Annotated in this window: 25 protein-coding genes and 1 other annotated feature; of the genes, 2 read left to right on the forward strand and 23 right to left on the reverse strand. The window is 53.3% G+C overall.

From position 1 onward, the window contains the following. Window positions 1–40: 40 nt before the first annotated feature. The 12 genes from PCH01S_RS08860 to PCH01S_RS08915 all read right to left on the reverse strand — a co-directional run bounded on the left by PCH01S_RS08860 (window position 41) and on the right by PCH01S_RS08915 (window position 9,317). Entirely contained in the window at window positions 41–628 is a 588-nt protein-coding gene (locus PCH01S_RS08860) for a lysophospholipid acyltransferase family protein (protein ID WP_042228478.1), read from the reverse strand. Next, window positions 625–1,308, reverse strand: a complete 684-nt coding sequence (gene cmk, locus PCH01S_RS08865; RefSeq protein ID WP_042228481.1) for a (d)CMP kinase — start codon at window positions 1,306–1,308, stop codon at window positions 625–627. Before cmk ends, PCH01S_RS08860 begins: the two co-directional genes overlap by 4 nt. Window positions 1,309–1,736: 428 nt before the next feature. Then, the gene (locus PCH01S_RS08875) at window positions 1,737–2,396 is read right to left on the reverse strand and encodes a flagellar brake protein (RefSeq protein ID WP_042228486.1); all 660 of its coding nucleotides are present in this window, start codon (window positions 2,394–2,396) and stop codon (window positions 1,737–1,739) included. 129 nt (window positions 2,397–2,525) lie between these two features. After that, window positions 2,526–3,911 (reverse strand): germination protein YpeB, encoded by a 1,386-nt coding sequence (gene ypeB / locus PCH01S_RS08880; protein ID WP_042228487.1) that lies wholly within the window; start codon window positions 3,909–3,911, stop codon window positions 2,526–2,528. A gap of 134 nt (window positions 3,912–4,045) precedes the next feature. Further along, window positions 4,046–4,201 carry a hypothetical protein gene (locus PCH01S_RS30845; protein WP_164977120.1) on the reverse strand — a complete coding sequence of 52 codons (156 nt, stop codon included), beginning with the start codon at window positions 4,199–4,201 and terminating at the stop codon, window positions 4,046–4,048. 65 nt (window positions 4,202–4,266) lie between these two features. Further along, the gene (gene prsW / locus PCH01S_RS08885; RefSeq protein ID WP_042228491.1) at window positions 4,267–4,965 is read right to left on the reverse strand and encodes a glutamic-type intramembrane protease PrsW; all 699 of its coding nucleotides are present in this window, start codon (window positions 4,963–4,965) and stop codon (window positions 4,267–4,269) included. A gap of 42 nt (window positions 4,966–5,007) precedes the next feature. Continuing rightward, window positions 5,008–6,258 (reverse strand): Glu/Leu/Phe/Val family dehydrogenase, encoded by a 1,251-nt coding sequence (locus PCH01S_RS08890; protein ID WP_042228494.1) that lies wholly within the window; start codon window positions 6,256–6,258, stop codon window positions 5,008–5,010. A 188-nt stretch (window positions 6,259–6,446) separates the two neighbouring features. Further along, window positions 6,447–7,052 (reverse strand): genetic competence negative regulator, encoded by a 606-nt coding sequence (locus PCH01S_RS08895; protein ID WP_042228496.1) that lies wholly within the window; start codon window positions 7,050–7,052, stop codon window positions 6,447–6,449. Between the two features lie 250 nt (window positions 7,053–7,302). Further along, window positions 7,303–7,659: a hypothetical protein gene (locus tag PCH01S_RS08900; RefSeq protein ID WP_042228499.1), complete on the reverse strand. Its 357-nt coding sequence runs from the start codon at window positions 7,657–7,659 to the stop codon at window positions 7,303–7,305. A 227-nt stretch (window positions 7,660–7,886) separates the two neighbouring features. Beyond that, window positions 7,887–8,117: a hypothetical protein gene (locus PCH01S_RS08905; protein ID WP_042228501.1), complete on the reverse strand. Its 231-nt coding sequence runs from the start codon at window positions 8,115–8,117 to the stop codon at window positions 7,887–7,889. Window positions 8,118–8,123: 6 nt separating this feature from the next. Beyond that, window positions 8,124–8,735 carry a CPBP family intramembrane glutamic endopeptidase gene (locus tag PCH01S_RS08910; RefSeq protein WP_042228502.1) on the reverse strand — a complete coding sequence of 204 codons (612 nt, stop codon included), beginning with the start codon at window positions 8,733–8,735 and terminating at the stop codon, window positions 8,124–8,126. Window positions 8,736–8,990: 255 nt separating this feature from the next. After that, entirely contained in the window at window positions 8,991–9,317 is a 327-nt protein-coding gene (locus PCH01S_RS08915) for a rhodanese-like domain-containing protein (protein WP_042228504.1), read from the reverse strand. Window positions 9,318–9,532: 215 nt separating this feature from the next. Beyond that, window positions 9,533–9,768, forward strand: a binding site (T-box leader). A 58-nt stretch (window positions 9,769–9,826) separates the two neighbouring features. Between PCH01S_RS08915 and serA the strand changes: the two genes are divergently transcribed. After that, the gene (gene serA / locus PCH01S_RS08920; RefSeq protein ID WP_042228505.1) at window positions 9,827–11,410 is read left to right on the forward strand and encodes a phosphoglycerate dehydrogenase; all 1,584 of its coding nucleotides are present in this window, start codon (window positions 9,827–9,829) and stop codon (window positions 11,408–11,410) included. A gap of 304 nt (window positions 11,411–11,714) precedes the next feature. Here serA and PCH01S_RS08925 read toward each other — a convergent pair whose 3' ends face one another. The 9 genes from PCH01S_RS08925 to PCH01S_RS08965 form a co-directional block, all read right to left on the reverse strand. Next, window positions 11,715–13,583 (reverse strand): sensor histidine kinase, encoded by a 1,869-nt coding sequence (locus PCH01S_RS08925; RefSeq protein ID WP_042228507.1) that lies wholly within the window; start codon window positions 13,581–13,583, stop codon window positions 11,715–11,717. A gap of 1 nt (window position 13,584) precedes the next feature. After that, window positions 13,585–14,298, reverse strand: coding sequence for a response regulator transcription factor (locus PCH01S_RS08930; RefSeq protein WP_016423993.1), 714 nt, complete (start codon window positions 14,296–14,298; stop codon window positions 13,585–13,587). A 54-nt stretch (window positions 14,299–14,352) separates the two neighbouring features. Then, window positions 14,353–15,609 carry a c-type cytochrome biogenesis protein CcsB gene (gene ccsB, locus PCH01S_RS08935; protein WP_042228510.1) on the reverse strand — a complete coding sequence of 419 codons (1,257 nt, stop codon included), beginning with the start codon at window positions 15,607–15,609 and terminating at the stop codon, window positions 14,353–14,355. Then, complete coding sequence (gene resB / locus PCH01S_RS08940) at window positions 15,606–17,273, reverse strand: cytochrome c biogenesis protein ResB (protein ID WP_042228512.1); 1,668 nt, start codon at window positions 17,271–17,273, stop codon at window positions 15,606–15,608. Before resB ends, ccsB begins: the two co-directional genes overlap by 4 nt. Before the next feature lie 36 nt (window positions 17,274–17,309). Next, window positions 17,310–17,855 (reverse strand): thiol-disulfide oxidoreductase ResA, encoded by a 546-nt coding sequence (gene resA / locus PCH01S_RS08945; RefSeq protein WP_042228514.1) that lies wholly within the window; start codon window positions 17,853–17,855, stop codon window positions 17,310–17,312. A 61-nt stretch (window positions 17,856–17,916) separates the two neighbouring features. Further along, window positions 17,917–18,663 (reverse strand): pseudouridine synthase, encoded by a 747-nt coding sequence (locus tag PCH01S_RS08950; protein WP_042228515.1) that lies wholly within the window; start codon window positions 18,661–18,663, stop codon window positions 17,917–17,919. 302 nt (window positions 18,664–18,965) lie between these two features. Next, on the reverse strand, window positions 18,966–19,502 hold the full coding sequence (locus PCH01S_RS08955; protein WP_042228518.1) for a spore maturation protein: 537 nt from the start codon (window positions 19,500–19,502) through the stop codon (window positions 18,966–18,968). Window positions 19,503–19,509: 7 nt separating this feature from the next. After that, window positions 19,510–20,109 (reverse strand): nucleoside recognition domain-containing protein, encoded by a 600-nt coding sequence (locus PCH01S_RS08960; protein WP_009674409.1) that lies wholly within the window; start codon window positions 20,107–20,109, stop codon window positions 19,510–19,512. A gap of 28 nt (window positions 20,110–20,137) precedes the next feature. Continuing rightward, window positions 20,138–21,313 (reverse strand): D-alanyl-D-alanine carboxypeptidase family protein, encoded by a 1,176-nt coding sequence (locus tag PCH01S_RS08965; protein ID WP_042228519.1) that lies wholly within the window; start codon window positions 21,311–21,313, stop codon window positions 20,138–20,140. 368 nt (window positions 21,314–21,681) lie between these two features. Here PCH01S_RS08965 and PCH01S_RS08970 point away from each other — a divergent pair, with 368 nt between their 5' ends. Then, a complete protein-coding gene (locus tag PCH01S_RS08970; RefSeq protein WP_042228522.1) occupies window positions 21,682–22,989 on the forward strand; it encodes an ArsB/NhaD family transporter in 1,308 nt (435 codons plus the stop codon). A 91-nt stretch (window positions 22,990–23,080) separates the two neighbouring features. On the opposite strand, the gene ytfJ is transcribed toward PCH01S_RS08970, so the two are convergent. Together ytfJ and PCH01S_RS08980 are read right to left on the reverse strand one after the other, a co-directional pair. Then, window positions 23,081–23,557, reverse strand: coding sequence for a GerW family sporulation protein (gene ytfJ, locus PCH01S_RS08975; protein ID WP_042228524.1), 477 nt, complete (start codon window positions 23,555–23,557; stop codon window positions 23,081–23,083). Between the two features lie 125 nt (window positions 23,558–23,682). After that, on the reverse strand, window positions 23,683–24,417 hold the full coding sequence (locus PCH01S_RS08980; RefSeq protein WP_042228534.1) for a DUF2953 domain-containing protein: 735 nt from the start codon (window positions 24,415–24,417) through the stop codon (window positions 23,683–23,685). Window positions 24,418–24,615 lie beyond the last annotated feature (198 nt).

Genomic DNA, 24,615 nt, shown 5'->3' on the forward strand with positions numbered 1-24,615 from the left:
TTGCGCGGCAGGATTTCCTTACAACCGGGTTCGTTTTTAGTTAAGCGACTTCTTTCCGGTGTTCCCGGATCAAAGTCTGAATTTCTTGCATGATGTACTCGGTCACCTGCTCGAGATCGGCCGATCCGGCTTCGCTGAACGGGGTCAAATCAAGCGGTTTCCCGTAAATGACCGTCATTCTGCCGAACACTTTGTAATCCCCGATGATTGCGGCTGGCACAACCGCCGCGCCGGATTTCAGGGCAAACATCGCCGCGCCCTTCTTTCCCACACCGGGATTTTTACGGCTTCCTTCCGGAAAGATGCCAAGTACGTTTCCATCCCGAAGCAAGTTCAGCGTTCCCTTGATCGTTTCTTTGCTGACACCCCCGCGTTTAACCGGGAAAGCGCCAACTTTACTAATTATTAGACCTAAAACCGGAATTTGAAACAGCTCCGCCTTCGCCATAAAATGGACTTTGCGTTTGAGCCGGATGCCGACAAGCGGAGGATCTAAGTTGCTGATATGGTTGGAACAGAGCAGCACGCCACCGTGCTCGGGGATGTTATCCTTGCCGATCACGCGAATCCGGAACAGCAGGGAATACACCACATTGCAGACTCCCCGCGCGAAATGGTAAAAGCTCATGCTCTTTCACCGCCTGTTCTCATCCGGCACATCTCCAGGATGCTCTCCACCACTTCGGGAATGGTCAGATCTGTACTGTCCAGCATTACAGCGTCGGCCGCTTGTACAAGGGGAGATACTTCCCTGCCTTCATCCAGCATATCGCGGCGGGCAATGTCCTTTTCCATCTCTTCGAGAGTCGTGGCCATTGCCGTGCCCTGAACTTCCTGAAATCTTCTTTCTGCGCGCTTGCGGACGCTCGCGGTCAGGAACACCTTCACTTCCGCATCGGGAAGCACGTGTGTGCCGATATCCCGGCCGTCCATCACGATGCCTTTGGAAGCGGCCATCTGCTTCTGCTTGTCTACCAGAAGCTTCCTCACTTCCGCAATGGCAGCGATTTGTGAAACCCGGTCCGTGACAAGTTTGGTACGGATATCGGAAGATACATCCCGGCCGTCTACAAACACCAGCTGTCCGTCCGGTCCCGGTACGAGTTCGATCTTCATGCCGGCAGCGGTTCTTGCGACAGCCTCCGTGTCCAGAGGGTTAACCCCGTCCTGCAGCACCTTCCAGGTGACCGCCCGATACATCGCTCCCGTGTCCACATAGACAAAACCAAGCTCGCCTGCGACCTTGCGGGCTATGGTGCTTTTGCCTGCACCGGCTGGCCCATCTATCGCGATATTAAATTTAGTCAAAACAAAGGCTCCTCCTAACAAAACCTTACGAACAAAAAAGCAGGCGTAGCCTGCTAACGCTGTAAATTATACCATAGCCGGAAGACAGATGCAAAAGTCTGCGGCCTTCCTGAATTTGCCGGAAAGCGGCTATTTCTCCTCGTGCCATACGTACGGCACTCCCTCCAGAGGATCGACCCGGGTCATTTCTTTTCGCACAGCCGGAAATTGGAGAAGGAGCTGGCTGATCAGCAAACCGGCCAACAGAACATATAGACATCTTAAAAGTATTTTCTCGACCCGCTCGGAAAATTCAACGAACAACAGTTCGTAACGTTCATAAGTTAATGGGCGTTGCTGCCCGGACCTCCGGATTTTCACTGGCATCCTCCCGCAAACGAGCCTTGTTTGGAATGCAGTGTTTCCCGAACGGGCCGATTTTATGTAAGCTATTTTTTGCGGAAATCGAATTGTTTCTCGAAGCAGTATTGAATCAGCTTCTGACGGTCGCGGTCCGTAATTTCGCTGAACTGCAGCATGACGATTTTTCGTCCCGTTTCCAGCGTTTTAACCCGGACGACCTCCGCTTTGAAAGGCAGATGCTCCAAGGTCCCGTTCTTGTAAGTCACAAGAAGCCAGCAGTTCACCTGAGTGACGTTGTCCGGAAATTCGCTGTCCTTGCAGGTGAAGGAAACCCCGCCCCCTCCGACGTCTTCCGTCAACGCTACGATAGGAACGGTTTCGCCGGCCTGTACGGAAATTTCCAGCTCGGCGGGAATCCGCAGAAAGCTTCTGCGCTGGATTTTCGTAATCGAGGCCGGATCGGGCATCGCCAGCGCGACCAGCCGGATTCCTTCCTCCTTGAAGCCGATGACCGAGGTCTGGAAATAATTTTTCACGCCTCCGTCCGTCACAAAAAAGGCGCTTACTTCGTCCCCCGTGTACAGCCGTTTCAAACGGCCCGTCCGCTCGTTCATAGGGGTTTCGATCCATAGACGGTCCGGGAGCACGTCCGAAATTCTCGCTTTGTATTCTTGTTTCGCTTCTTCCTCGTCAATCGTATTGACATGAAGATGCAGCAGCTGGTTGATTTTCATAAGCTGAGCCACGGTAACCTCATCCTTTTTTCGGTTAAATCCTTCCTGTTTCTACTTGATTATAGCATGCCGCAACCATTTAGGAAGACACAAAAAAGAGGCCCCGGGTTTCCCCGGAGCCGCTTATTCGAAAGGATTCCGTCAAGTTCCCTGCGTGACAGGCTGCTGTTTGGCCTGCTCGGCGTCTTCCTTGCGGATCGTTTCCACCTTTTCTTCCGTACCGTCTTCGCCGTTGACATAAATCCGGTACGTTTGACCGTTCAAACTTCCGATAAATTCATGGCAAAGCACTTCCTCATTCAGATCGTTGACGATAAGCGCCTTGGTGTGACGGGTCACTTTCAACTGAGGGCTCAGGTGGCTTCTCGCCTCTTCTTTGGAAAGCCTCGGCTCTTGGTCGATATTTTTGTGATTCCGGTTGGCAAACACGAAATCGGTTCCCTGGAGCCCGAGAATCTGGCCGTCGTCCAGAGCGACGTTTACGACAAGCTTCTCCGGGTAAATAACGGTATCCTTTTCCTGCTTGGCGAACGTCATATTGCAGATGTTCGAGTGACGGTCGAAGCTGACCGCAGTCATATTTTTATAGCCGTGCCGCTCCAGAAACTGGGCCGCCGCTGCACGCGTTTGCTCGACTTGAAGTTTGGTCGACTTCACATCGCGGGGATTCATGAAGTAGATCAGATGCCCGCCTTTTTTCGTAAAGTCCATCGTGATATCGGTTCCGTTCTTACCGGGCAGGGTACACGTATACGATTCGTACTCGACCGCGCCGTTGCCGTTTTTGACCACATGAAAGATGGCCGGATTGTTTACCCCGAGGAATGCCGCCGCTTTCTTACGGACCTCCTGTTCGTCGATCTCGGGACCGTCCAGCATTTGAGCCGTGTATTTCGACTGCGTCGACATGGTGAAGGGGCCTTCTTTCAAGTCGTTGTACGACCCGACTTTTTTGTCCACCGTTTTGAAACCGTCTATAATCGTGTTGTCGTTCGGTTCCTTGTTGGCTCCGAGCGCCAGGTCCACGTCCATCCAGCGCAGGTTATTGGCGATAACCTTCTCCTGGACTCCGCGCAAATCCCCCGTAATTTCCTTGGAATGCTGATACAAGGTGCTCAGCGTTTTTAATTCGCCGTCCGTCAAAGGCTTTTTCGTCAAGTCCCGCGTCGAGGTCTGGTAACTGAATTTCGATACGTTGGACAGGAACTCTTCCGTTTTGTTAAAAGGAAGCAGGCCCAGCGGCAGCTGGTTCACTTCGTTCTGCGCCTGGCTGGTCAGCCTCCAGACATTCACCAGACCTTTACGGTAGGTGTCATTCGAGGTGGAATTGATCGCCAGCGTATTGCCCAGCTCCGTATGTAGCTTCTCGACATGGTAGGACAAATCGTGAAAAGCACGCTGATACTGGTTTTCCGCCTTAATGGAGACTTGATTTTTCTGTTTTTGCTGAGAATACCCCCAAACCCCCGTACCGACCAATGCCGCAGCGCAGACTGGAAATAAAACCATACTCATTTTTCTGTACATGCTTGTAAGCTCCTTTCTTAGGCGATATTGCCGTTATTGTCTGCCTTCGAAACGAAGTTTATACAGCAAAAAAAGCCTGCACGCCATGCGCAGACTTTCTTGCTCTTCTTACTTACATTCGGTTGGATTACTCTTCAATCTTCCGTTTCAACCTCTAAATCGTGCTCATTGTCGCAGATACAGCGTTTAAAGCCGGTTTCGATTTTGCCTTTGTCGCGGCGCCCCTTCAGGATAAATCGTTCTCCGCACTGTCTGCAACGGATCGTAACTTTCACCCGGTTCACGGTCATGTGTTCACCTTCCGCGCCTTTGCTCGCGCATCAAATAAGTGTTCTCACAACCAGTATGGTCACCGTTATCCGATTTTAAACTCCTCTTCCCCGCGGACGACGCGAAGCGGAGAACGATCGTTGGCACGGTCCACTTTCCAGAGCGTGCGGATCCAGAGAAGCGTCATAAAAGGCAGCATGAACCAGATCCAGTTATTCGCCGCCACCAGCAAAATGTAGTCGAACGCCCCGTGCCATAAAATAGGCAGGAACAGGGAAGCTAGCAAATACTTGCGCTCCTGGGAACGCATAAACTTGGCTTTGCCGAGATAGTAGCCCATCATAACGCCGAAAAGCGCATGTCCCGAAACGGGAAGAAGGGCACGCATGAGCAGCGAAGACATGCTGATCCCATTGGCGAACGCATAGAGAATATTCTCCAATGTGGCGAATCCAAGGCTGACGGCCACGGCGTAAACGATCCCGTCGTACGGCTCGTCGAAAGAATCGTGACGGTATATCAAGTGGTACACGACGAACCATTTCAAAAACTCTTCCAACCCGCCGGAGATGAAGAAAGCAAAGGTAAAATGATTATCCCCGCCGATCTCCTGCATAAACGAATTCTGAAGCACCATGGCCGGAATAACGAGTAACACTCCGCACAAAAACAGCTTGCCGACCAGATGGATCGGCTCCGTTTCATAACGGTCCTTCAAATAAAAATAAGCAAGAAGGGAGATTCCGGGAGCAACCGCCGCCATTAGAACGGAAAACACGTTCATCCCATTTCCCCCTTTCCGATCCGGTGAACGATTCCGTCCTTCTTATACCCAACCACGGAAACGGGCGGCTTCCGCCATTTTGCGTACGCCGGTCATGTAGGCCGCCAGACGCATATCGATTCCGCGTGTTTTATGAATATTATAGACATTTTCGAAGCCTTTTTCCATCACTTCTTGAAGTTTGGAATGAACTTCTTCTTCTGTCCAGTAATATCCTTGGTTATTTTGTACCCACTCGAAATAGGACACAACAACACCGCCGGCACTAGCCAGGACGTCCGGAACGAGCAGCACGCCGCGCTCCGTCAAAATTTTGGTCGCTTCCAGCGTAGTCGGTCCGTTCGCCGCTTCGACCACGATACCCGCTTTAATGCGATGAGCATTCTCTTGCGTGATCTGGTTCTCGATTGCGGCCGGTACCAGAATGTCGCAATCCTGCTCCAGAATTTCGGTGCTAGGCATTACGTTCGGGAATAAGTTCGTCACGGTTCCGAAGGAATCGCGGCGGTCGAGCAAGTATTCGATGTCGAGCCCTTCCGGATTGTACAAGGCCCCGTTCACATCGGCGATCCCGACCACTTTGGCTCCGGCTTCGTGCATAAACTTGGACAAGTAGCTTCCCGCGTTGCCGAATCCCTGAACGATGACACGAGCGCCTTGCAGCGGAATGCCGCGCTTCTCCAGCGCTTTGTTGATCATGATCGTGACGCCTTTGGCAGTCGCCGTCTCGCGTCCGTGAGAACCCCCCAGCACAATCGGCTTGCCCGTGATGAATCCCGGGGAATCGAACTCGCGGATGCGGCTGTACTCGTCCAGCATCCAGGCCATGATCTGGGAGTTCGTCATGACGTCCGGCGCCGGAATGTCCTTGTTCGGACCAACCAATTGGCTGATCGCCCTTACGTATCCGCGGCTGAGCACTTCCAGCTCACGGAAAGACATGCTCCGCGGGTCGCAGATGATGCCGCCCTTGCCTCCGCCATAAGGAAGATCCACGATGCCGCACTTCAAGCTCATCCAGATAGAGAGAGCTTTCACTTCGTCTTCGGTTACGCCGGGATGGAAACGGACTCCGCCCTTCGTAGGACCGACCGCATCGTTATGCTGGGCGCGATAGCCTGTGAATACCTTGACTTTTCCGTCGTCCATCCGGATCGGAATCCGAACCGTCAGCACGCGGAGCGGCTCCTTGAGAAGCTCGTACATTTCGTCGGAATATCCGAGTTTCTTCAGGGCATCTTCAATAATCGTTTGAGTAGATTCCAGTACGTTCAAGTTTTCGGTGTTAGCCATGTTGACCACCTCGTTTATGTATTATAACGCAATGAAAATAAAGCATCCTGCAAAAACACTTGTTTTTGGAGAATGCTTTATGAAGCAGGTGCCGCCTATATCTTGTCCGGCATGCAGCCACCCGGAGCCGTGCACATTCGGGCAAGGTCGGGAATGGTCCACGCCGGTAGTTGGAGTGTAGGGCATACTCATGCGAAATGCCGGCATAATTCCTGGACCGCATTAGCTTCAATAACAGCTTTTCCATACTCTTCGAGTACAGCCTTCGTCACGTTGGTCGCATCTCCGTACTCGGATAGAACGGCGATGAGCGTATGGAACTTGCCTTCCGGCAGTTCAGTCGGTTCGAGCTGAAGGATCCATTTGTTTTTATACGTATAAAGCGCTCCACCATCCGTTAGCATCGGATTGACGACTTTTGAAGCACGAAGCAAATCTTCGAAATCGCGGAAGGCGTAAGAAACGATGTCGCTTTGTTCAAGCGTCACTTCCATCTCGTACACTTCTTCGTCATCATGGTCATCCAGCAAATCGGCTTGCAAGGACAAATCCATGCTGCCCCTGGTCACAATGACGACCATTCCTTGGGCAGGGAGCGCAAAAACTTCTACAGCTAAAGGTCCTGCAGGTTCGAAACCCAATTCGGAATAGGCCTGATCCATCATGTCGCTGAAAAGATCATGAACTTTGGGGATTTCCCTCCACATGTCGTCTTTCTGGATGCCCCGTTCCGTCAAATCATCGAATGTAAGGAAAATCCGTATTTTGTCCGGGCTTAAACGTTCGATTTTCATGACAGGATCCTCCTTTCCATGACACCTCTGTTTGAATGGTTATAAACAAAATATGCCGGTTTGAAAACCATGGTGTGTGTGCTTGCGGAAACAAGCACGCTTATGGGTGCCACCTAGTATTAGTATACCATGTTAAAGCCAAAATGTTAGCTATGCGGCAAAAATTTAAAGGCACCTTTTCTGCGGAATGCAGAAGAGGTGCCTTTCGGTCTTTCACGCTCCCCGCGGAGCGGTCAGCGCAGCTTTATACTCAGTGAGTCGCCGAGGAAGACGCGGCGTTTTTCACCAGTATTTCGTCTACTGCCGCTTTTACCTGCGAATCTTTGGCGATCAGGTTTTCCAGCGCTTCCTTGCCGTCCGAAGAATGAGATCCGCCGGATCCGTGAGAAGAGCTGGAGCTCTGATGCGACTGGTGCTTGGAGCTTTCCTTGTGGCCGGAACCGGAAACAAAATTTTTCGTCTGGCCGAATACATCGTTCAAAGAGCTGCCGATCCCGCTGCTTTCCGAACTGAACATCGCGGACCGCATGTTTTTTATCCGCTTGCCGGCATACATAGCAAGTGCGGCGCCCGCGACGCTTCCGATAAGGAAACTGCCTAAATTCATCCCGTATCCCTCCAAGTTTTTTAGAATGTATGAGGCTTAGTTAGGTTGCGTCCGATGGGCGGGGGCCATTCGCCCGCAAAGTGGGAATAGGAGGGATTCGGACTTCAGGAAATGAGCCGCCTGACAAGACAACAAAAAGCCCGACCAACCTTGCGGCAAGACGGCTTATAAACGACGCGCGTCTTCCGGGTCTGTCAGGCATCCGGATTACGGCCGGATTTGACTTGTCAAGCTCCGGATGTATATCGGATTCCCCACCAGCCGAGCCCCATGACGAGAAGAATGAACAAAAACAGAAGCAGACGGTAAAACCAGCGTGTAACTTTGGCCCGTTCGGACGGATGTACCGAGCTTCTCGGAGGCAGGTAGTGGCTTTCTTCCTCATTTTCATGCACTAAATCGCTTTCTGCGAGTATCGGCTGTTCGTACTCTATCTCCTGTGTCTTGTTGCCTTCCATGCCGGATTACTCCTCCTTGCCGTAACGTAAGATGCAGCCCGAAATAAAATCAATCATAAAATGGGCGAAAATAGCTGTCCACAAGGACCCCGTATGGATAAAAATCCAGCCGATCCCGTAAGAAATGCTAAAAACAAGACCCGTCATCAGCCAATGCTGGAGATAACGGATATGAATGGCCGCAAAAACAATGCTTGTCCAGTATGGACCCAGGTAATGTTGAAGGCCCGCGCGGAACAGGAGTTCTTCGCATATCGAAACCAGTAGGCAGATGAGCGCGATATGCCACAGCGGACGCCTGCCGAAGATACGCTTGTTCACTCCCCCGTCGTCCGTAACTTCTTCGGGGACATATTTGGACACGATCAGGTCCGCGGCCAGCACTGCCAGTGCGATACCGCCTCCCCAGAGGACGATGGACCAGCCGGGCGCAAAGCTGAAAAGACTCCGCCAATCCGCTCCTTGAACGAACAGCATAATAACGCCGATCACCAGCAGAATCGCCTGGGTTCCATATAAGTTAATAAGCAGCATCCGGTCATTAAGATCATCGACCCGGATGTCCGTCTTAATGCGGATATTTTTCAGCTCTTTCCATTTCCAGTTCCATTTTCTCATGATGGTCCTTCCCAGGGACTTCCCCTATTATCCGGTATTATTTGTCTATGATTCCGAGACTCGATACCATCATCTTCATCCTTATTAACATACCATGAATCTCACATAGAGGAAATCTTGTCCTCTTAATAGAACGGATAAGTCCGGCAAAAGTTCCACTCCGAACATAAAAAAGCGCCTATCCGCAGCGGATGGCGCTTCACTTCACTCAGCCGGGCCGCCACGCCTTTTCTAAGACATGACCGACGGCGACTCCTAATCGTAGGCAAAACCGCGCAGCATAGCCAAAGCCGCCATGCCGCCTTGAACATTGACCAGCTTGTCCGGATCGAAGCCGTTTCTCTCCAGATAACCGCACACCATCTCGCTGCGCACACCGTGCGCACACAAAACATACAGGTCGACGTCACCGGCCAGTTCATCCAATCGCTCCGGAATGGTATTCATAGGAATGAGTTCCGGTTCATCCAGATGGTAGTAGTCCCATTCGTACGGCTCGCGGACATCCACGATTTTTATCTTTTTAACCATCTCCGGTTTGTCCAGCAGCTCAAGAAATTTTTCGGGCGCAAGATGTTTCATGTAGGCTTCTCCTTTTTTTACATGCGCTTACATGTGGAAAATTTTCGTAATAACTGAAGAATAGCGAATATTACATCCGAATACAAGAGGAATAGTACGGATTTATCACCCTATTTGGCGTTTCATTTGTTAAAACGGCATGAATATTCGGTTAACCCTATTGACACGTTGCCGGGGCCATGTTACATTAAGTGAAACTTAACGACATATACCACGTTAAAGCGTTGACGGAGACACGTATGTATGACAGCCTTTCAGAGAGCCGATGGTTGGTGGGAATCGGCAGGACGCATGCTTACCAAGCACTCCGGAGCATTGAACCGAAGCGAAAGCCGCAGGCTCAATCGGCAGAACCCGTTATCGTTCAGGTCCCGACACGGACCAATAAGGCCTTGCGTGAGAACGCCGGGTGAAGTAGGGTGGCACCGCGAAGATAACTTTCGTCCCTTCATACGGGTTACGTATGAGGTTCGGGAGTTTTTTTATTTCCCAAGAGGAGGCTATATACAATGTTTAAAGTACTTGTATCGGATCCGATCAGCGATATGGGGATCCAAATGCTCTACGACGCAAGCGATGTTGAGGTAGACAAGAAACCGGGATTAAGCGAAGACGAGCTTGTTGCGATCATCGGTGAATACGATGCCCTTCTCGTGCGCAGCCAGACCAAGGTTACACCGCGCATCATGGAAGCCGCGCCTAAACTGAAAGTAATCGGCCGCGCCGGTGTCGGCGTCGACAACATCGACCTCCAAGCGGCAACCAAACACGGTATCGTGGTGATCAACGCGCCGGACGGCAACACGATTGCAACCTGCGAGCATACTTTCGCGATGATGATGTCGGTAGCCCGCTCTATTCCGCAAGCCTACAAAAAGACGGTCAGCGGTGAATGGGACCGCAAATCGTTCGTCGGCGTCGAGCTTCGAAACAAAACGCTCGGCATCATCGGAATGGGACGCATCGGAAGCGAAGTCGCCAAACGCGCCAAGGTGTTCGGCATGAAAGTCATCGGCTACGATCCGTTCCTTACGGAAGACAGAGCCGAGAAAATCGGCGTCAAGCTCGGAACGGTCAACGATATCGCGGCCGCGGCCGACTTCATTACCGTCCATACGCCGCTGACGAATGAAACGCGCCATATCGTAGGCCCGGCTCAATTCGCCATCATGAAAAAAGGCGTCCGGATCATCAACTGCGCACGCGGCGGAATCATTGACGAGAACGCCCTCGTAGCCGCAATCGAAAACGGCACTGTAGCCGGAGCCGCTTTTGACGTATTCGAGCAGGAGCCTCCTCAGGCAAGCCACCCGTTCCTGAACAACCCGAGCATTATTGTCACGCCGCACTTAGGCGCTTCGACCGTTGAAGCTCAGGAGAACGTAGCCATTGACGTTTCGGAAGAGCTCCTTCATATTCTGCGCAACGAACCTTTCAAAAATGCCGTGAATATGCCGCCTGTGCCGGCTACCGTGATGAGCAAACTGCAGCCATACTTCAACCTCGGGGAAAAGCTCGGTCTTATCGCCGGTCAGCTGACCGAAGGACCTGTCAATGAAATCGTCGTCAGTTACTCCGGCGATCTCGCCGACGTGGACACGAATCCGTTGACCCGTTATATCGTTAAAGGCGTTTTCACCCAGCATCTCGAAGGCATCAATCTCGTGAACGCCATGCATATGGCCAAAACCCGTGATATCAATGTCACGACGCAGCAATCGTCCACAACCGGAACGTTCACCAATCTCGTGACGATTACCGTTAAATCCAAACAAGGCGACCGCACACTGGCGGGTACGCTGCTGGCCGGTTACGGCGAGCGCATCGTCCGCATCGATCAATACCCGGTGGACTTTGCGCCGGAAGGCTCGCTTCTTCTCATCTCGCATAACGACAAACCCGGCATTATCGGCAGCGTAGGTACGCTGCTCGGAAGCAATGACGTGAACATTGCGACCATGCAGGTAGGCCGTACGATCGTCGGCGGATCGGCGATCATGGTTCTGACCATCGATAAAACCGCTCCGAAAGAAGTTATTGCCGAGCTGGAGAAACAGCCGGAAATCGTCAACGTTCGTCAACTGGGCATTTAAGCACTTCTCAGCCGATTTATACCGGGCCGGCGCTTGTAACATCCGTTACGGCGACGGCCCTTTCTTATCCGGCCTGCGATATGTTTCACGAACAACAAGATTTAGTTCGTTTTTTCAACAAAAAAGGCGGAAAGCTGCTGAATGACTCAGCAAGCTTTCCGCCTTTTGCATATAATCTTGCAGAGTTCGGGCCGAAACCGCCCGGAGCCTTTTACGGTTCGTCGGCCCAGCCCCCCGTTGTCGGCTCTCCCATCCCCTTTTCGTCTTTAAGGACGCTGCGGGGATTAAACGGGCCATGCGCGTCTTAACAAGCTTTGCACGGCAGGACGATCGTAAACGTCGTCCCCTGCCCGAGCTTGCTGCGCATCGTGATCGTCCCCTGATGGGCGTCCACGATGTTCTTGACGATGGCCAGTCCAAGGCCCGTGCCGCCTGTCGCTCCCCGTGTCCGGGCTTTGTCCGCTTTATAGAAGCGCTCGAACACGTAAGGGACATCTTCGGCCGGAATCCCCTGGCCTTCGTCCGTCACTTCCAGCTTGCAGCCGGGAGAAGACTTGTACGCGCAAGGCTCCGCCTTAATCGTAATCGTCTTCCCGCCCGGCGTGTGCCGGAAGGCGTTGTCGAGCAGGTTGGTCAGCACCTGCTCCAGCCGGTCCTCATCCGCCGTACAGACCAGCTCCCCCTCGGGGAGCACGAAATTCAGGCGGATGTCTTTCTCCCTCGCCAGGACCGTAAATTTGCGGTGCATCCGTTTCACGAGCCCGCCTATATCGGTCCTGCCAATGTTCATCTCGAGATGCCCCGCTTCCATGCGGGCCAGATCGAGAAGATCCCGGACGAGGCGGCCCATCCGCAGCGCCTCGTCATAGATCACCTGAGCGAGCTCCTTGCGCTCCTCGGGAGAGCCGGCGATGTCGTCGAGCAGCGCCTCGCTGTAGCCCTGCACCATCGACAACGGCGTGCGCAGTTCGTGCGAAACGTTCGCGACGAAGTCCTTGCGCAGCTTGTCGAGCCGGAACTCCTCCGTCACGTCGCGGAGCACGGCGACGGCGCCGCGTACGCCGTCGCGCGAAAGCAGCGGCGTCATCGCGACGGACCAGACCTCGTTCTCGACGTGAAGCTTGTCGGTCTGCTCCCGCGCCTCCGTCACCACCTGGTGGAACATCGGCTGCAGCGGAGCGGGAATATGCCGGTCAAGCGGCAGAGGAAGCGCGGCCGGAACGCCGCCGTTAACGGGCGGCCCGTCCGGGTTCCAGGTGAGTTCTTCCCACTCCTGGATGATTTTGTCCCCCTGCGGGTTCGTCACAATGACTTTGCCGCCGGCATCGAACGTCATGACCGCGTCGGTCATGCTCCTCAGAACACTCGAAAGATTCTCTTTCTCGTGCCGCAGGGCTTTCACGTTCTCCTGGAGATCTTCTCCCATCACGTTGAACGATTTGGCAAGCTCCCCGATCTCGTCGGAAGAAAGAATCGGAACCTTCGTGCCGTATTCACCCCGGGAGATTCTGCCCGCCGCGTCTTTGAGCTGAAGCAGCGGACGCGTGATCCGGTAGAACAGGAAGAACGCGAATACCGTCGTCATCAGAAACCCGATAATCGAAACGATCACGAACAGCCGGAATACGTCCCACTGGGTAGCTTCCAGGGATTTCAGGGATTGATACAGGACAATAGCGCCCTCCGTATCTTTGGCCCCTCCGTCCGGCGTGTGATAGAGCGGCACGGCCACGGCGATATAATCGTTGCGCTGGTTGATTTTACCCTGTTTGTTGTAGGGAATTCGCTTCTCCAGCATCTGGCCGTTCAAGACGGTTTTCAGCTCCGTGTCCGAAAAAAAGTCGGCCGTTTTGAACCGGAGCAGCTCCTGGTTTTTGCCCTCGACCGACGGATTTAGTTCTTTCAGATCTTTATCCAGCGCAATCATACGCGCATCCTGAAGTTCCAAGAGCTGATTGGCCATCTTGTAAAACTCTTCGTCCCGCAAATGAAGGGCGGCTCCGTTCGAATAATCGCCCGCAAGCTGTTTCAGATTGTGAACCTGATCCTCGGACTGGGAAAAATACTGTTCCAGCGACTGCACGAGAAACACGCCGAGCGTGATCAGAATAACCGCCACAAGACCGATAATGGTCAACCACAGCTTGCCGACTACACTGCGCAGGCTAAACACGTTACTTCGGCACCTCTAGCTTGTAGCCTACGCCCCAGACCGTCGTAATCATCGCAGCCGCTTCTGGCGATACTTTGTTGAGCTTTTCGCGCAATCTTTTCACATGGGTATCGACCGTGCGCAAATCCCCGAAAAATTCGTAATTCCAGACATCTTTGAGCAGTTCTTCCCGCGAAAATACCTTATCCGGCGATACGGCCAGATAGTGCAGCAGTTCATACTCTTTGGGCGTCAATGCGACTTCCTGGCCGCCTGCCGTTACACGGTGAGCATCGTGCTCGATAACGAGGTGCGGAAACACGATGTTGTTGCTCGAATTCGCATCCTTGGACAGAAAAGCCGTTGCGGACGAACGCCGCAGGATCGCCTTGACCCGGTAAATCACCTCGCGCGGACTGAACGGTTTCACGACGTAATCGTCGGCACCGACTTCGAACCCGTGTACGCGGTTCGTTTCTTCGCCTTTCGCGGTCAGCATGATCACCGGCGTGGACTTCACTTGACGCAGACGGGCGCAAACTTCCGTCCCGTCAATCCCGGGCAGCATCAGATCGAGCAGAATCAGATCGAAATCGCGCTCGGTCGCCAGCGTCAGGGCCGTTTCGCCGTCTTCGGCTTCCTCGATGCCGTAACCCTCTTTCTCCAGGTACATCCGAAGCAGACGTCTGATCCGTTCTTCATCGTCTACAACCAGAATATTCAATCTCTGTTCCATGACGTTCACAATCCCTTCCGTCCGTAAACGATTGTAATAAATGATTTGCTAAAATTATACACCCGAATAGGAGTGCAGGCCAGCGATGACCAAGTTTACCCCGACCAGCGTAAACATAACCACGATAAAGCCGATTACGGCCAGCCAAGCGGAGCGTTTACCCTGCCAGCCGCGGGAAAGGCGAAGATGCAGGAATACCGCGTAGAAGAGCCAGACGATCAGGGCCCATACTTCCTTCGGGTCCCAGCCCCAGAACCGGCCCCACGCTTTATGGGCCCATATCATCGCAAAGATGAGGGCGCCGAGCGTAAAAATCGGATAGCCGATAGCGATGGAACGATATCCGATCTCGTCGAGGTCCTCCGGGTCCATGCCTTTCATAATAGGTGAGATCGCCTGCCCGATCGGCTTGCGCAGGATCAGTCTGAGCAGCGCATACAGAAGGACGCCGAGCAGAACTGTCCAGATTACCGTATTGAACTTCCGGCCGGCATTTTCACCGCTCATCCAGGAAGGCGCCGTGAAGAGCGGCTTGTCCATGCCGAGGAATGTATCCATTGATTCGAGTGTCGTCTGGTATGGTGCCACGATAGGCGGCAGCACGTAAGTGACGGTCTGGCTTACTTTTTGCTGGGTGCCGTCTTTGGCCACGATTTGTTCCTTGATGAACTTAGCTTCGTAGCCTGCAGCATTGAACGTAAATACGGAAGCGATAAAAGCGATCAGCATAAAAATAATGAGCAGGGTGAATTCCACCCCTCTTTGCTCCTTGCGGTCGGAGGCCGTTTTACCCTGAAAGTTCACCGTCCGGATCAAGTACATTAAACCCGCGGCAAAGCCTACGGCGAAAAATGCTTCACCCGCGGCCGCGGTCGTTACGTGGATTTTAAGCCAGTAGCTCTGCAGCGCCGGAATCAGCGGCTGGACTTCGTTCGGGAAGACGGCCGCGTACGCGATGATGAGCACGACGACCGGCAGAGCAAATACCCCGAGAACCGGGGTACGATAGATTGCGTATACGATAATAAAGGCAATCATGATCATCATACCGAGCATCGTCATAAATTCGAACATGTTGCTGGTCGGAATGTGTCCGCCCCCGTACCAGCGGGTGAAGAAATAAAGAAGCTGGGACACAAGGCCCAAAACAGACAGGCCGTAAGCGGCTCTGCCCCATTTGCGCCCATGAACTTCGGGATCCCGGTTGCTCCATGTTTTGCCGGCGATTGAAAGTACAAACACCAGAAAAGCCACACAGTAGATAACAAATGAAACCAGCAGCGCGTTCCCGCTGAAATTTAACCAATTCATGTAGCTTTTCCTCCTTTTTCAAGCGTTTTCTGATCCACGGTAATGCCTGTTTTGTTTAGTGAGGCCGCTACTTCCTTGCGGACGCCGAACCAGTTCTTGTTCGTGTGTGCGCCGAGTACGAGCCGTCCGTCGTCGATCCGGAGCCACACTCGGCGATGCTGCCAGTAGAAGCCCATGATGAGGCCGATCATTCCGATCGCGGCCCCGATCCAGATATAAGGAAGCGCACGGTCCGTCCGTATATTCAAGTAAGAGGTAAAGGAGGAAAACGTGACGTTTTCCATCGATCCGACAGATAAGTCGAATTTGGCGCCTATTGATCCGTTAATTTCGTCCTGGCGGAACTCCTGCTTGTCTATTTGTCTCGGGAAATAGATGTAAGGTTCACCGTTTGGAGAAAGCCCTGGTCCCGTAATCTGAAAAATAAATGCAGGCGCTTTCGCTTCATTCGATTTCGTAATAGGCTCCCCTTTGTCGTCCAGGCCGAATTCCGGGAAATATCCCTTCAGCGACAGCTTGTAAGGGCCTGCCTGGTACGTATCCTGAGGATCCTTCATCGGAAGCTCGAAGCTTCCGTAAGATTCGCCCGTCTGTTTGTTCGTCAGCGTAGGCTTGACCGAAATAAGCAGCGGATCTTGCTTGTAATCGTATTGAAAAGCGAGAAGGCCTTTGTAATCGAGCGGTTCGTTCACGATAATTTTTTGCCTGTGCACTTCCTGCAGCTCCGGTTTTTTGCCGGGAGTGTCGCAGTCCGCTTTACAGGTGTAGATCACGGCTTCGGTTTCATAAATTTTCGGGACGGCCCGGTCCCTTTTTTTAAACTCTTCGGTCATTTCTTCCGGCTTGTAAAAATCGATGGTGAACTTCTCATTCTTGATATAGAGCGACGTATCGGGAATTTTCTTGATCTCCCCTTCGCGAAGCCCCATATATTCATCCATCTGCCAGCCCGGGAAGCTGCGCATCAGTACGGCCAGCAGAAAAATAATGAGGCCGATATGAAGCACGTAAGGTCCCCAGCGGCTGAACCGGTACTTCTCGGCAAGAAGCGCGGCTCCGTCCGTATGTACGCGGTAATGTTTTTTGCGGAGCTGGCGGGCCATTTGCTCGGTCCACTCTTCTTCGCTGATTCCTTCCGGAATGCGCCCGTCGTAAGCGACCTTCTGGCGGAGCAGGAAGCTGTGGTGTTTCTGGATCTTCTGCTTGGAAAGAGCCCGGTACAGCGGAAGAACACGGTCCAGGCTGCAAATGACCAGCGAGGCCCCGATCATCAGAATCAGCAGCTTAAACCACCACGATTCGTACGTGTGGGATAAACCCAGCAAATAATACACATGACCCAATGTTCCGTATGTATCCTTGTAGTAAGTGGCAGGGTTTACCTGAATAAAATTGCTTTCCTGCGGATATATGGTGCCAAGCGAAGAACCGATCAAGGTCAGGACGATAATCGTCACGGCCACCTTCACCGATGAAAAGAAATTCCAGACCCGGTCCAGCCAGGACGGATTTTCCCGCTGGGATCGACGCGCGACCCCATCATATTTCATTTCCAGCGGTTCGCTCGAAAACGCTTCTTCGGTCAGCGGCTTGCCGCACGATTCGCAGAGCAGAGTCCCAACGTGGTTCTGGTGCCCGCAATCGCACTTCGTGTTCTGAAACACGCCGCATTCCCCCTCTATGCTGTTGAAATGGATACTTTATTGGCCGCCGCCGGTACCGTCTGTCAGCTTTTTCAGCGTGTCAGCGATAAAAGCCTCGTCCATCTCGCCTTTGTGGATCTTCATGACCGTCCCGTCGGGTTTAACGAAGAACGTCGTCGGATATTCCACGACCCCGTACTGTTTCCGCACTTTCTCCTCGTTATCGAGCAGGATCGGCAGATTCAAATTGTACTGGTCCACGAAATTCTGAACCGTCACTCGGCTCGTGTCCAAGTTGACCTCCAAGAACTCCACGTTCTTGTCTTTCCAAATGTCGTACTGCTTCTGCAGTGCCGGCATTTCTTTCTTGCAGGGAGGACAGAAGGTTCCCCAGAAATTAATCAGGACGCCTTTGCCTTTGAAGTCGGAAAGCTTGTAGGACTTGTTGTCGAGTCCGGTGAGTGTAAAGTCCGGCGCTTTGGAGCCCTCGACCGGATATTTTTTATCGTCGGCGGATGTTAGGTTGTTGACGATTGTAAATACACCGATGATAAGAACAATGCCTAAAATGATAATTTGAACCCATTTTTTGTTCTTTTTCATAGCGAGCACCCTCAAAAATAAGACATAACTATCTTAATTATAACGAAAAAAAAGGCCAAGCTTAGCGGCCTTTTTGAATTTTATGTGACTGCAAGGCCGCATCGCGCAGGCTGTTAATTTCGTCATTGCGCAGGACTCTGTACTTTGCTCTCGGAAGACCGGCAAGCAGTAAGGGTCCGTATTGTACCCGTCTTAATTTGGCCACCGGAAAAGACACGGCGTCGAACATTCTTCTCACCTGACGGTTCCGGCCTTCGTAAATCGTAATGGAAATCACGCTCTCATTCTGCTCCGGGCGCACATCGACGTATTCGACCTCGGCGGGAGCGGTCATGCCGTCCTCCAGCTCAATGCCGGCTCTCAATCGGTCGAGAACGGAACCGTGCACGACACCCTTGACGGTCGCATGGTACGTCTTGGCCACATGATGCCTCGGATGCATCATCAGGTTGGCGAATTCCCCGTCGTTCGTCAAAATCAGCAGACCTTCCGTATCGTAATCAAGACGGCCGACCGGATAGACGCGCTCCTTAATCCCCGGCAGGTAATCGGTTACGACTTTGCGGCCCTTCGGGTCCGAAGCGCTCGTAATAACGCCTTTAGGCTTGTTCAGCATCACGTACACTTTCGTCTGCTGCTTAATGGCCCGTCCGTCTACCATTATCAAATCCTCAGCGGGATTCACTTTCACGCCAAGCTGCGTGACGACTTCTTCATTCACGCTCACACGGCCGGCCAGGATAAGCTCCTCGCTCTTCCTGCGGGAAGCTATACCCGCCTCGGCCAGCACTTTCTGCAATCTCTCCATCCTCAACGTTCACCTCAAAGCTAATGATAACCATCCTTGCGTGAAATCACAAGTTCTCTCCCGGCGAATCCGCAAATGTTTTTCAGGGGATACGGGGCTAAAGCCTTCCTTCCCGCTTTCATGGACGGGCGTTGACGGATAAGAGTGCGGAACCGGTCGGTTGTACCGGCGGCGTGAGTTTGGAAGGTTCTTCTGCTAATCGTTCCCTTAAGAGGAGGAAAATAATCATTTTTTTGCCAAAATACAGGCCGGGCCGGACACTTTCCCCGGAAAACGAAGAAGCCGCCCCGTCCGGGCGGTCTTCAGGTTGCGAACACGAGCAGACATATGATGATGGAAGCGATGAACCCGACGACATCGGAGATCAGGCCGACTTTGAGCGCGTAGCCGGCTTTCCGGATGCCGATAGCCCCGAAGTACACCGTTATGACGTACAGCGTCGTATCCGTGCTTCCCTGGACCGTTGAAGCGATCCGGCCGACGAGTGAATCCGGTCCGAACTGGGCGATCAGATCGGTCGTAAAGGCAAGGGATCCCGCGCCCGTGATAGGGCGCAGGACAGCCAGCGGGAGCACTTCGGGCGGAATGCCGAGAGCCTGGAACAGCGGCTTCAGCCAGCCGAGGGTCAGTTCGAGCGCCCCCGATGCCCGGAACACGCTGATCGCGACCATCATGCCGACGAGATGAGGGATGATTTTAATCGCCGTATCGAAGCCCTCCTTCGCGCCGTCGGTGAACGATTCGTACACGGGCACTTTCCGGTAGGCGGCGTACAGCGGAATGAAGACGATCAGGACCGGGATCGCCCACGCCGAGAGCACGTTAACCCATTCGTACATCAGCGGCTCACCCTTTCACTGCGGGGTTCGCCGGCAGCCTGCGCCTGTACCAGCGGTCGACGATGATCGCGGCCGCCGTGGACACGATCGTAGCCAGCAGAGTCGTCCCGACGATTTCCGACGGATTCATGGAATTGTAATTCATCCGGATGGCGATCAAGGTCGTCGGAATGAGCGTGATGCTGGCCGTATTCAGCGCCAGGAGCGTGCACATGGCGGGACTGGCCGTATCCTTATGGGGATTCAGCTTCTGCAGCTCCTGCATCGCCTTAATTCCCATCGGAGTAGCGGCATTGCCGAGCCCCAGAATGTTCGCGCTCATGTTGGACATGATGTATCCCAGCGCAGGATGATCCTTCGGAATGCTGGGAAACAGGAAGCGGACGACCGGACGAAGCAGGACCGCCAGCTTGGACAGCAGGCCGGCATCCTCGGCGATCCTCATCATGCCGAGCCAGAAGACCAGCACGCTGATCAGGCCGAAGCAGACCGTCACGCCGCTTTTGGCGCCGTCGAAGGCCGCCTGCGTTACGGCTTCCACGTTGCCCTGGACTGCGGCAACCGCAAAGCCGGTTACGATGAAAAACAACCAGATCCAATTCACCATCGTGCGTTCCCTCCTTTCCTGTACTTGCTTACACGCCGGGTGAAAGCATCGCCCGGATGGCTTTGCGCAGCGAGAGACTCCATGCGTTCCATGCGGTTACATCCGCATCGGTAGCCTGAAAACCGAACGCCGCCTTGTCGGCCGCTTTCAGCCTCGGGCTTGCCGGATCCACTAGCGGCACGGTTCCGATCAGGCGGTCATCCAGCTTAAGCCGGAGAGTCCCTTTTTCGCCGAGACGCGCGTCCAGCGATTCCAGCGGAAACGACTCCGGTTCGGAGGTGACGCGGTCTTTTTCCACGGAGAGCAGCGGGTACGAGAACTCTCTCTCCGCCACATAAGGCGTCCCTTCTACCGCCTGGCCCTTTTTCAGCAGAGGAACCAGCGGGTAATGCTCATACCCCCATCGCAGCAGCCGGGTATGGTCCGCCCAGTCATCGCCGTCGTTTAAGGTCACGACGACCAACTGCTGGCCGTTCCGAGTGGCCGAAGAAACCAGACAGCGTTTGGCCAGCTTCGTATAGCCGGTTTTAACTCCGTCGGCACCGTCGAAAAGGCCCAGCATTTTGTTTTTGTTAAACCAGGTGTATTCCCACGATTCGTTCGGGTTCGGCACTTTGATCATTTTCGTCTGGACAATTTCCTGGAAAGTCGGATTTTTCAGGCTGTAGGCCGCCAGCTTCGCCAAATCGTTGGCGCTGGAATAATGATCGGCACTCTCGTCCAATCCCGACGGGTTCGTGAAATTCGAGTGATCGAGACCGATCTGTTCGGCTTTCCGGTTCATCATCACGGCAAAACCTTCCACGCTGCCGCCTACATGTTCGGCTATAGCCGTCGCGGCATCGTTGCCGGAACGGAGCATCAGCCCGTAGAGCATATGCTTCAGGCTCATTTCCTGCCCCGCCTTCAGGTACAAGGACGAGCCTTCTTTTCCGGCGGCGCGGGTGCTCACTTTGACAATGTCCGTCAGCTTGCTCTCCTCGATGGCCACGATCGCCGTCATGATTTTAGTCAGGCTCGCTATCCTCATCGGCCTGTCTCCCCTCTTCGAGTAAAGAACTCTGCCCGATTTCACGTCGACGAGGGCCGCGGCCTCCGCATTCGTTCCTATCGCCGGGGGTTCCGCCGCCAAGGCCGCTGTACCCAGCACGTTCAGCATGCACAAAAACGCCAGCATACCGGATACCCATATCCGCTTGCTCATATGTCCTTCCTCCCATTGCCCCTCGCATCCGGGTCAAGACTTGTCTTCCATACAGGGAACTTTGTACAAGTATATGCTTGACCCGCCCGCTTATGACCCGCTTGTCTGACCGCGGGCGGTTCTTTACAAACTCCCGGTTCTCCGGTATACTTCTTTAGGATTGTTTAAGAAACGGCCAGGAACACCAAGCAACTGAATACGGAGATTACCGGAGGAGCCTGTCATCACAGGCTCCTTTTTGCGTTTTTTTCCTCTGCGTCCGTTCGGCGGGCCAGCCGTGCAGCACTCTGAATCCCCTTGAACGCACAGACGCGGGGAACGCTTGAAAACCGCTAACAAGGCCTCTAACAAGAAGGAGAGATCACCTTATGAGTCAAGTCTGGATCGCACTTATCGTTTTTCTGGCAACGTACGCCGTCATCATTTCGGAGAAAAAAAACCGCGCCGTCGTCGCCCTGCTCGGGGCCGCTATCATGGTCATTTCAGGTATCGTAGACGTCCATAAGGTGTACACGGAGTACATCGAATGGGGAACCATCGCTCTATTGGTGGGCATGATGATTCTTGTCGGCATCACCAACAAAACCGGCGTGTTCCAGTATGTAGCCGTACGCGCGGCAAAATTGGCCAAGGGAGATCCGATGCGCATTCTCATCTTCTTATCCCTTCTGACCGCAACCGGCTCGGCCATGCTCGATAACGTAACGACCGTGCTTCTGGTCGTACCGGTCACTCTGTCAATCACCCGGATGCTGAACATTAACCCGGTGCCTTTTCTCATCTCCGAGATCATCGCTTCCAATATCGGAGGGACCGCTACTCTGATCGGAGATCCGCCCAACATTATGATCGGGTCGGCCAATCCGCATCTCACGTTTAACGCTTTTCTGAGCAATCTTGCGCCGGTGACCGTTCTCATCCTTATCGCAACGCTGGCGATGCTGCGTGTCATTTACAGAAAGCAGCTTAAAACCAGTTCCGAACACAAAGAAAAACTGATGAATCTGGACGAAAAAGCCTATATACAAGATCCCGTCCTCATGAAAAAATCGCTGATTATTCTCGGGCTGACCATTATCGGATTCGTGCTTCATTCCGTCATTCATGTGGAAGCGGCAGTCGTAGCCATCACGGGCGCCGTGCTTCTGATGCTTTTCGGATTAAAGGAAAAAGAGGTCGAAGAGGCGTTTGATTCCGTCGAATGGGTCACTATTTTCTTCTTCGCCGGTTTGTTCGCCCTGGTCGGTGCCTTGCAGGAAGTCGGCATCATCAAAAGTCTGGCTCAGCAGGTGCTGAACGTTACGGGAGGGGACGTGAAGCTCGCGGCACCGCTCATTTTGTGGGGATCGGGGATAGCGTCCGCCACCATCGACAACATCCCTTTCGTCGCCACCATGATCCCTCTTATTAAAGATATGGCCGTGAACATGCAGCTTCCCGCCGATTCCATGGAGGTCAATACGCTCTGGTGGTCTCTCGCCCTGGGAGCATGTCTTGGAGGCAACGGGACTCTGATCGGCGCTTCCGCCAATGTCATTGTAGCGGGCATTGCCGCTAAAGAAGGCAAAGGATTCAGCTATTGGGAGTTTCTTAAAATCGGAGCGCCCGTTACTCTCGTTTCTCTGGTTATTTCGCAGTTGTATCTTTATTTCCGCTACATGATTTTCCTGCCCTGACAACGGAAATCCGTCACACCTGCCAAAACGGCAAAAAAGCCCGAAATCGGTTTTATCCGATTCCGGGCTTTTCGCATGACGGGAGAGGAAGTTACATTTTGATGGTATCCGCTTCAATATTAATGTTCGAAGTACCCGAACCGCCAAGGCCCGAAGCGCTGCCGCCCTGTTTGATCATAGACTGCACACGGTCCACGATTTGCGGAGCGGAGTCGATGAGACGCTCAATCAGATGAGTCTGATTATCAAGCGGCACAATCCTGACGCCATGTTTGCCTACGACAAGAAACGCAATCGGGGTAATGGAGACGCCGCCGCCGCTTCCGCCGCCGAAAGGCATTTCCACGGCCGCTTTCTCAAGACCGCCACGGCTCCCCACTTCCGGAAGAGTTTCCGTCGTGAATTCGCTGCCGCCTGCCGCGAAACCGAACCCGACTTTACTGATCGGCATAATGACGCTGCCGTCCGGCGTTTCTACCGGATCGCCGACAATGGTGTTCACATCCACCATTTGCTTGATGTTTTCCATGGCTGTTTTCATCAGCCCTTGAATCGGATGATCGGTCAATGAAGTCTCCTCCTTTGGTTCCTTCAAAGCGGAAGTTCCATGCTTGAAGGAGTGTTAGGTCTGCATCCGATAGGTTGCCCCGGGAATGATCTTCGTATGTAAACCGCCCTAAGCCCGTGCCGGTTTTACGTCGAGGCCGGCTCCGGCCTTTTGGCGCGCGTTCTGTCTCCGGGAATGACTTGACGCAGGAGCTTGAACCAGGCGCGCATTCCTCCGGGCGTCCTGAAAATCCTGTAGATCAGTCTGCACCCGGAAAGACCGAGTGCCCCCGCTTTAGCCTGAATCACACACACAAACTGGATTTGAAAAGCGGTGCGGTTATACTGAGGATTCACAGCCAGTTTCGGAACGGCGGACAGCGGCACATATTTCGTCAGCAGCCCGACAACCGCCGATTTTAGAGTCCATACGGTACCGGCCAGTATAGCGGTCTGTACCGCGTCGCCGGCCCCGACTCCCGTGCTCCATTTCAGCTCCGTGCAGCGAAAGGCGCTCATGGTCTGCTTAAACCAGGCGTTTAGCCCCTGCGTATGCCGCAGCAGATCTTTTCCTTCTCGATAAAAAGCCTTAATATATGCTTTATCGATCCTGCTTTTGCTTTTTTTAGTGATATCCATCTTATTCTGATCGGTTTGATTGATTTTTAGCGTCAGTCCGTCAACCAGATTGTTGAACTGCATGGCCGGCACATTAAAACGGTATTTAATCCAGCCGTACAACGCACGGACCTGAACGTACATTTCGTCATTTTCCCCGACCCGGTTCCAGTAAAGCGTAAGCTGAACGGAGCTGAGCATGGCCAGGACGGCCGCCAGGACCAATACAAGCAAGATGGCGGTTATTATTCCCCCGATTAACACAAGCACCCTCCTCCGGCAAACCGACCTTCCTAGTATCACCCGCTCCATCCAGATCATTCAAACATTTTGAGAGATCCGGGCATCGGTTCCAACCAAAAAAAGCGCCCCGCTTGCATACAGCAAGCCAAGACGCTTCTCTTTTGCTTATTCTTTGTCGGATACGTCCGGACCTTTGACAAGCCCTTCAGGCCGTTCCGG

It is taken from the genome of Paenibacillus chitinolyticus NBRC 15660 (assembly GCF_000739915.1).
Classification (GTDB): domain Bacteria; phylum Bacillota; class Bacilli; order Paenibacillales; family NBRC-103111; genus Paenibacillus_F; species Paenibacillus_F chitinolyticus.

Excerpts from the sequence above, each read along its gene's own strand:
- PCH01S_RS08950 (WP_042228515.1), bottom strand. The coding sequence starts at position 18,663 with ATGGAGAGATTGCAGAAAGTGCTGGCCGAGGCGGGTATAGCTTCCCGC.
- PCH01S_RS08930 (WP_016423993.1), bottom strand. The coding sequence starts at position 14,298 with ATGGAACAGAGATTGAATATTCTGGTTGTAGACGATGAAGAACGGATC.
- ypeB (WP_042228487.1), bottom strand. The coding sequence starts at position 3,911 with ATGTACAGAAAAATGAGTATGGTTTTATTTCCAGTCTGCGCTGCGGCA.
- PCH01S_RS08860 (WP_042228478.1), bottom strand. The coding sequence starts at position 628 with ATGAGCTTTTACCATTTCGCGCGGGGAGTCTGCAATGTGGTGTATTCC.
- PCH01S_RS30845 (WP_164977120.1), bottom strand. The coding sequence starts at position 4,201 with ATGACCGTGAACCGGGTGAAAGTTACGATCCGTTGCAGACAGTGCGGA.
- PCH01S_RS08915 (WP_042228504.1), bottom strand. The coding sequence starts at position 9,317 with ATGAAACATCTTGCGCCCGAAAAATTTCTTGAGCTGCTGGACAAACCG.
- PCH01S_RS08905 (WP_042228501.1), bottom strand. The coding sequence starts at position 8,117 with ATGGAAGGCAACAAGACACAGGAGATAGAGTACGAACAGCCGATACTC.
- ccsB (WP_042228510.1), bottom strand. The coding sequence starts at position 15,609 with ATGAATTGGTTAAATTTCAGCGGGAACGCGCTGCTGGTTTCATTTGTT.
- serA (WP_042228505.1), top strand. The coding sequence starts at position 9,827 with ATGTTTAAAGTACTTGTATCGGATCCGATCAGCGATATGGGGATCCAA.
- resA (WP_042228514.1), bottom strand. The coding sequence starts at position 17,855 with ATGAAAAAGAACAAAAAATGGGTTCAAATTATCATTTTAGGCATTGTT.
- PCH01S_RS08960 (WP_009674409.1), bottom strand. The coding sequence starts at position 20,109 with ATGGTGAATTGGATCTGGTTGTTTTTCATCGTAACCGGCTTTGCGGTT.
- PCH01S_RS08900 (WP_042228499.1), bottom strand. The coding sequence starts at position 7,659 with ATGAATTTAGGCAGTTTCCTTATCGGAAGCGTCGCGGGCGCCGCACTT.
- prsW (WP_042228491.1), bottom strand. The coding sequence starts at position 4,965 with ATGAACGTGTTTTCCGTTCTAATGGCGGCGGTTGCTCCCGGAATCTCC.
- PCH01S_RS08910 (WP_042228502.1), bottom strand. The coding sequence starts at position 8,735 with ATGAGAAAATGGAACTGGAAATGGAAAGAGCTGAAAAATATCCGCATT.
- PCH01S_RS08970 (WP_042228522.1), top strand. The coding sequence starts at position 21,682 with ATGAGTCAAGTCTGGATCGCACTTATCGTTTTTCTGGCAACGTACGCC.
- PCH01S_RS08890 (WP_042228494.1), bottom strand. The coding sequence starts at position 6,258 with ATGGCTAACACCGAAAACTTGAACGTACTGGAATCTACTCAAACGATT.
- PCH01S_RS08955 (WP_042228518.1), bottom strand. The coding sequence starts at position 19,502 with ATGTACGAATGGGTTAACGTGCTCTCGGCGTGGGCGATCCCGGTCCTG.
- PCH01S_RS08895 (WP_042228496.1), bottom strand. The coding sequence starts at position 7,052 with ATGAAAATCGAACGTTTAAGCCCGGACAAAATACGGATTTTCCTTACA.
- PCH01S_RS08965 (WP_042228519.1), bottom strand. The coding sequence starts at position 21,313 with ATGAGCAAGCGGATATGGGTATCCGGTATGCTGGCGTTTTTGTGCATG.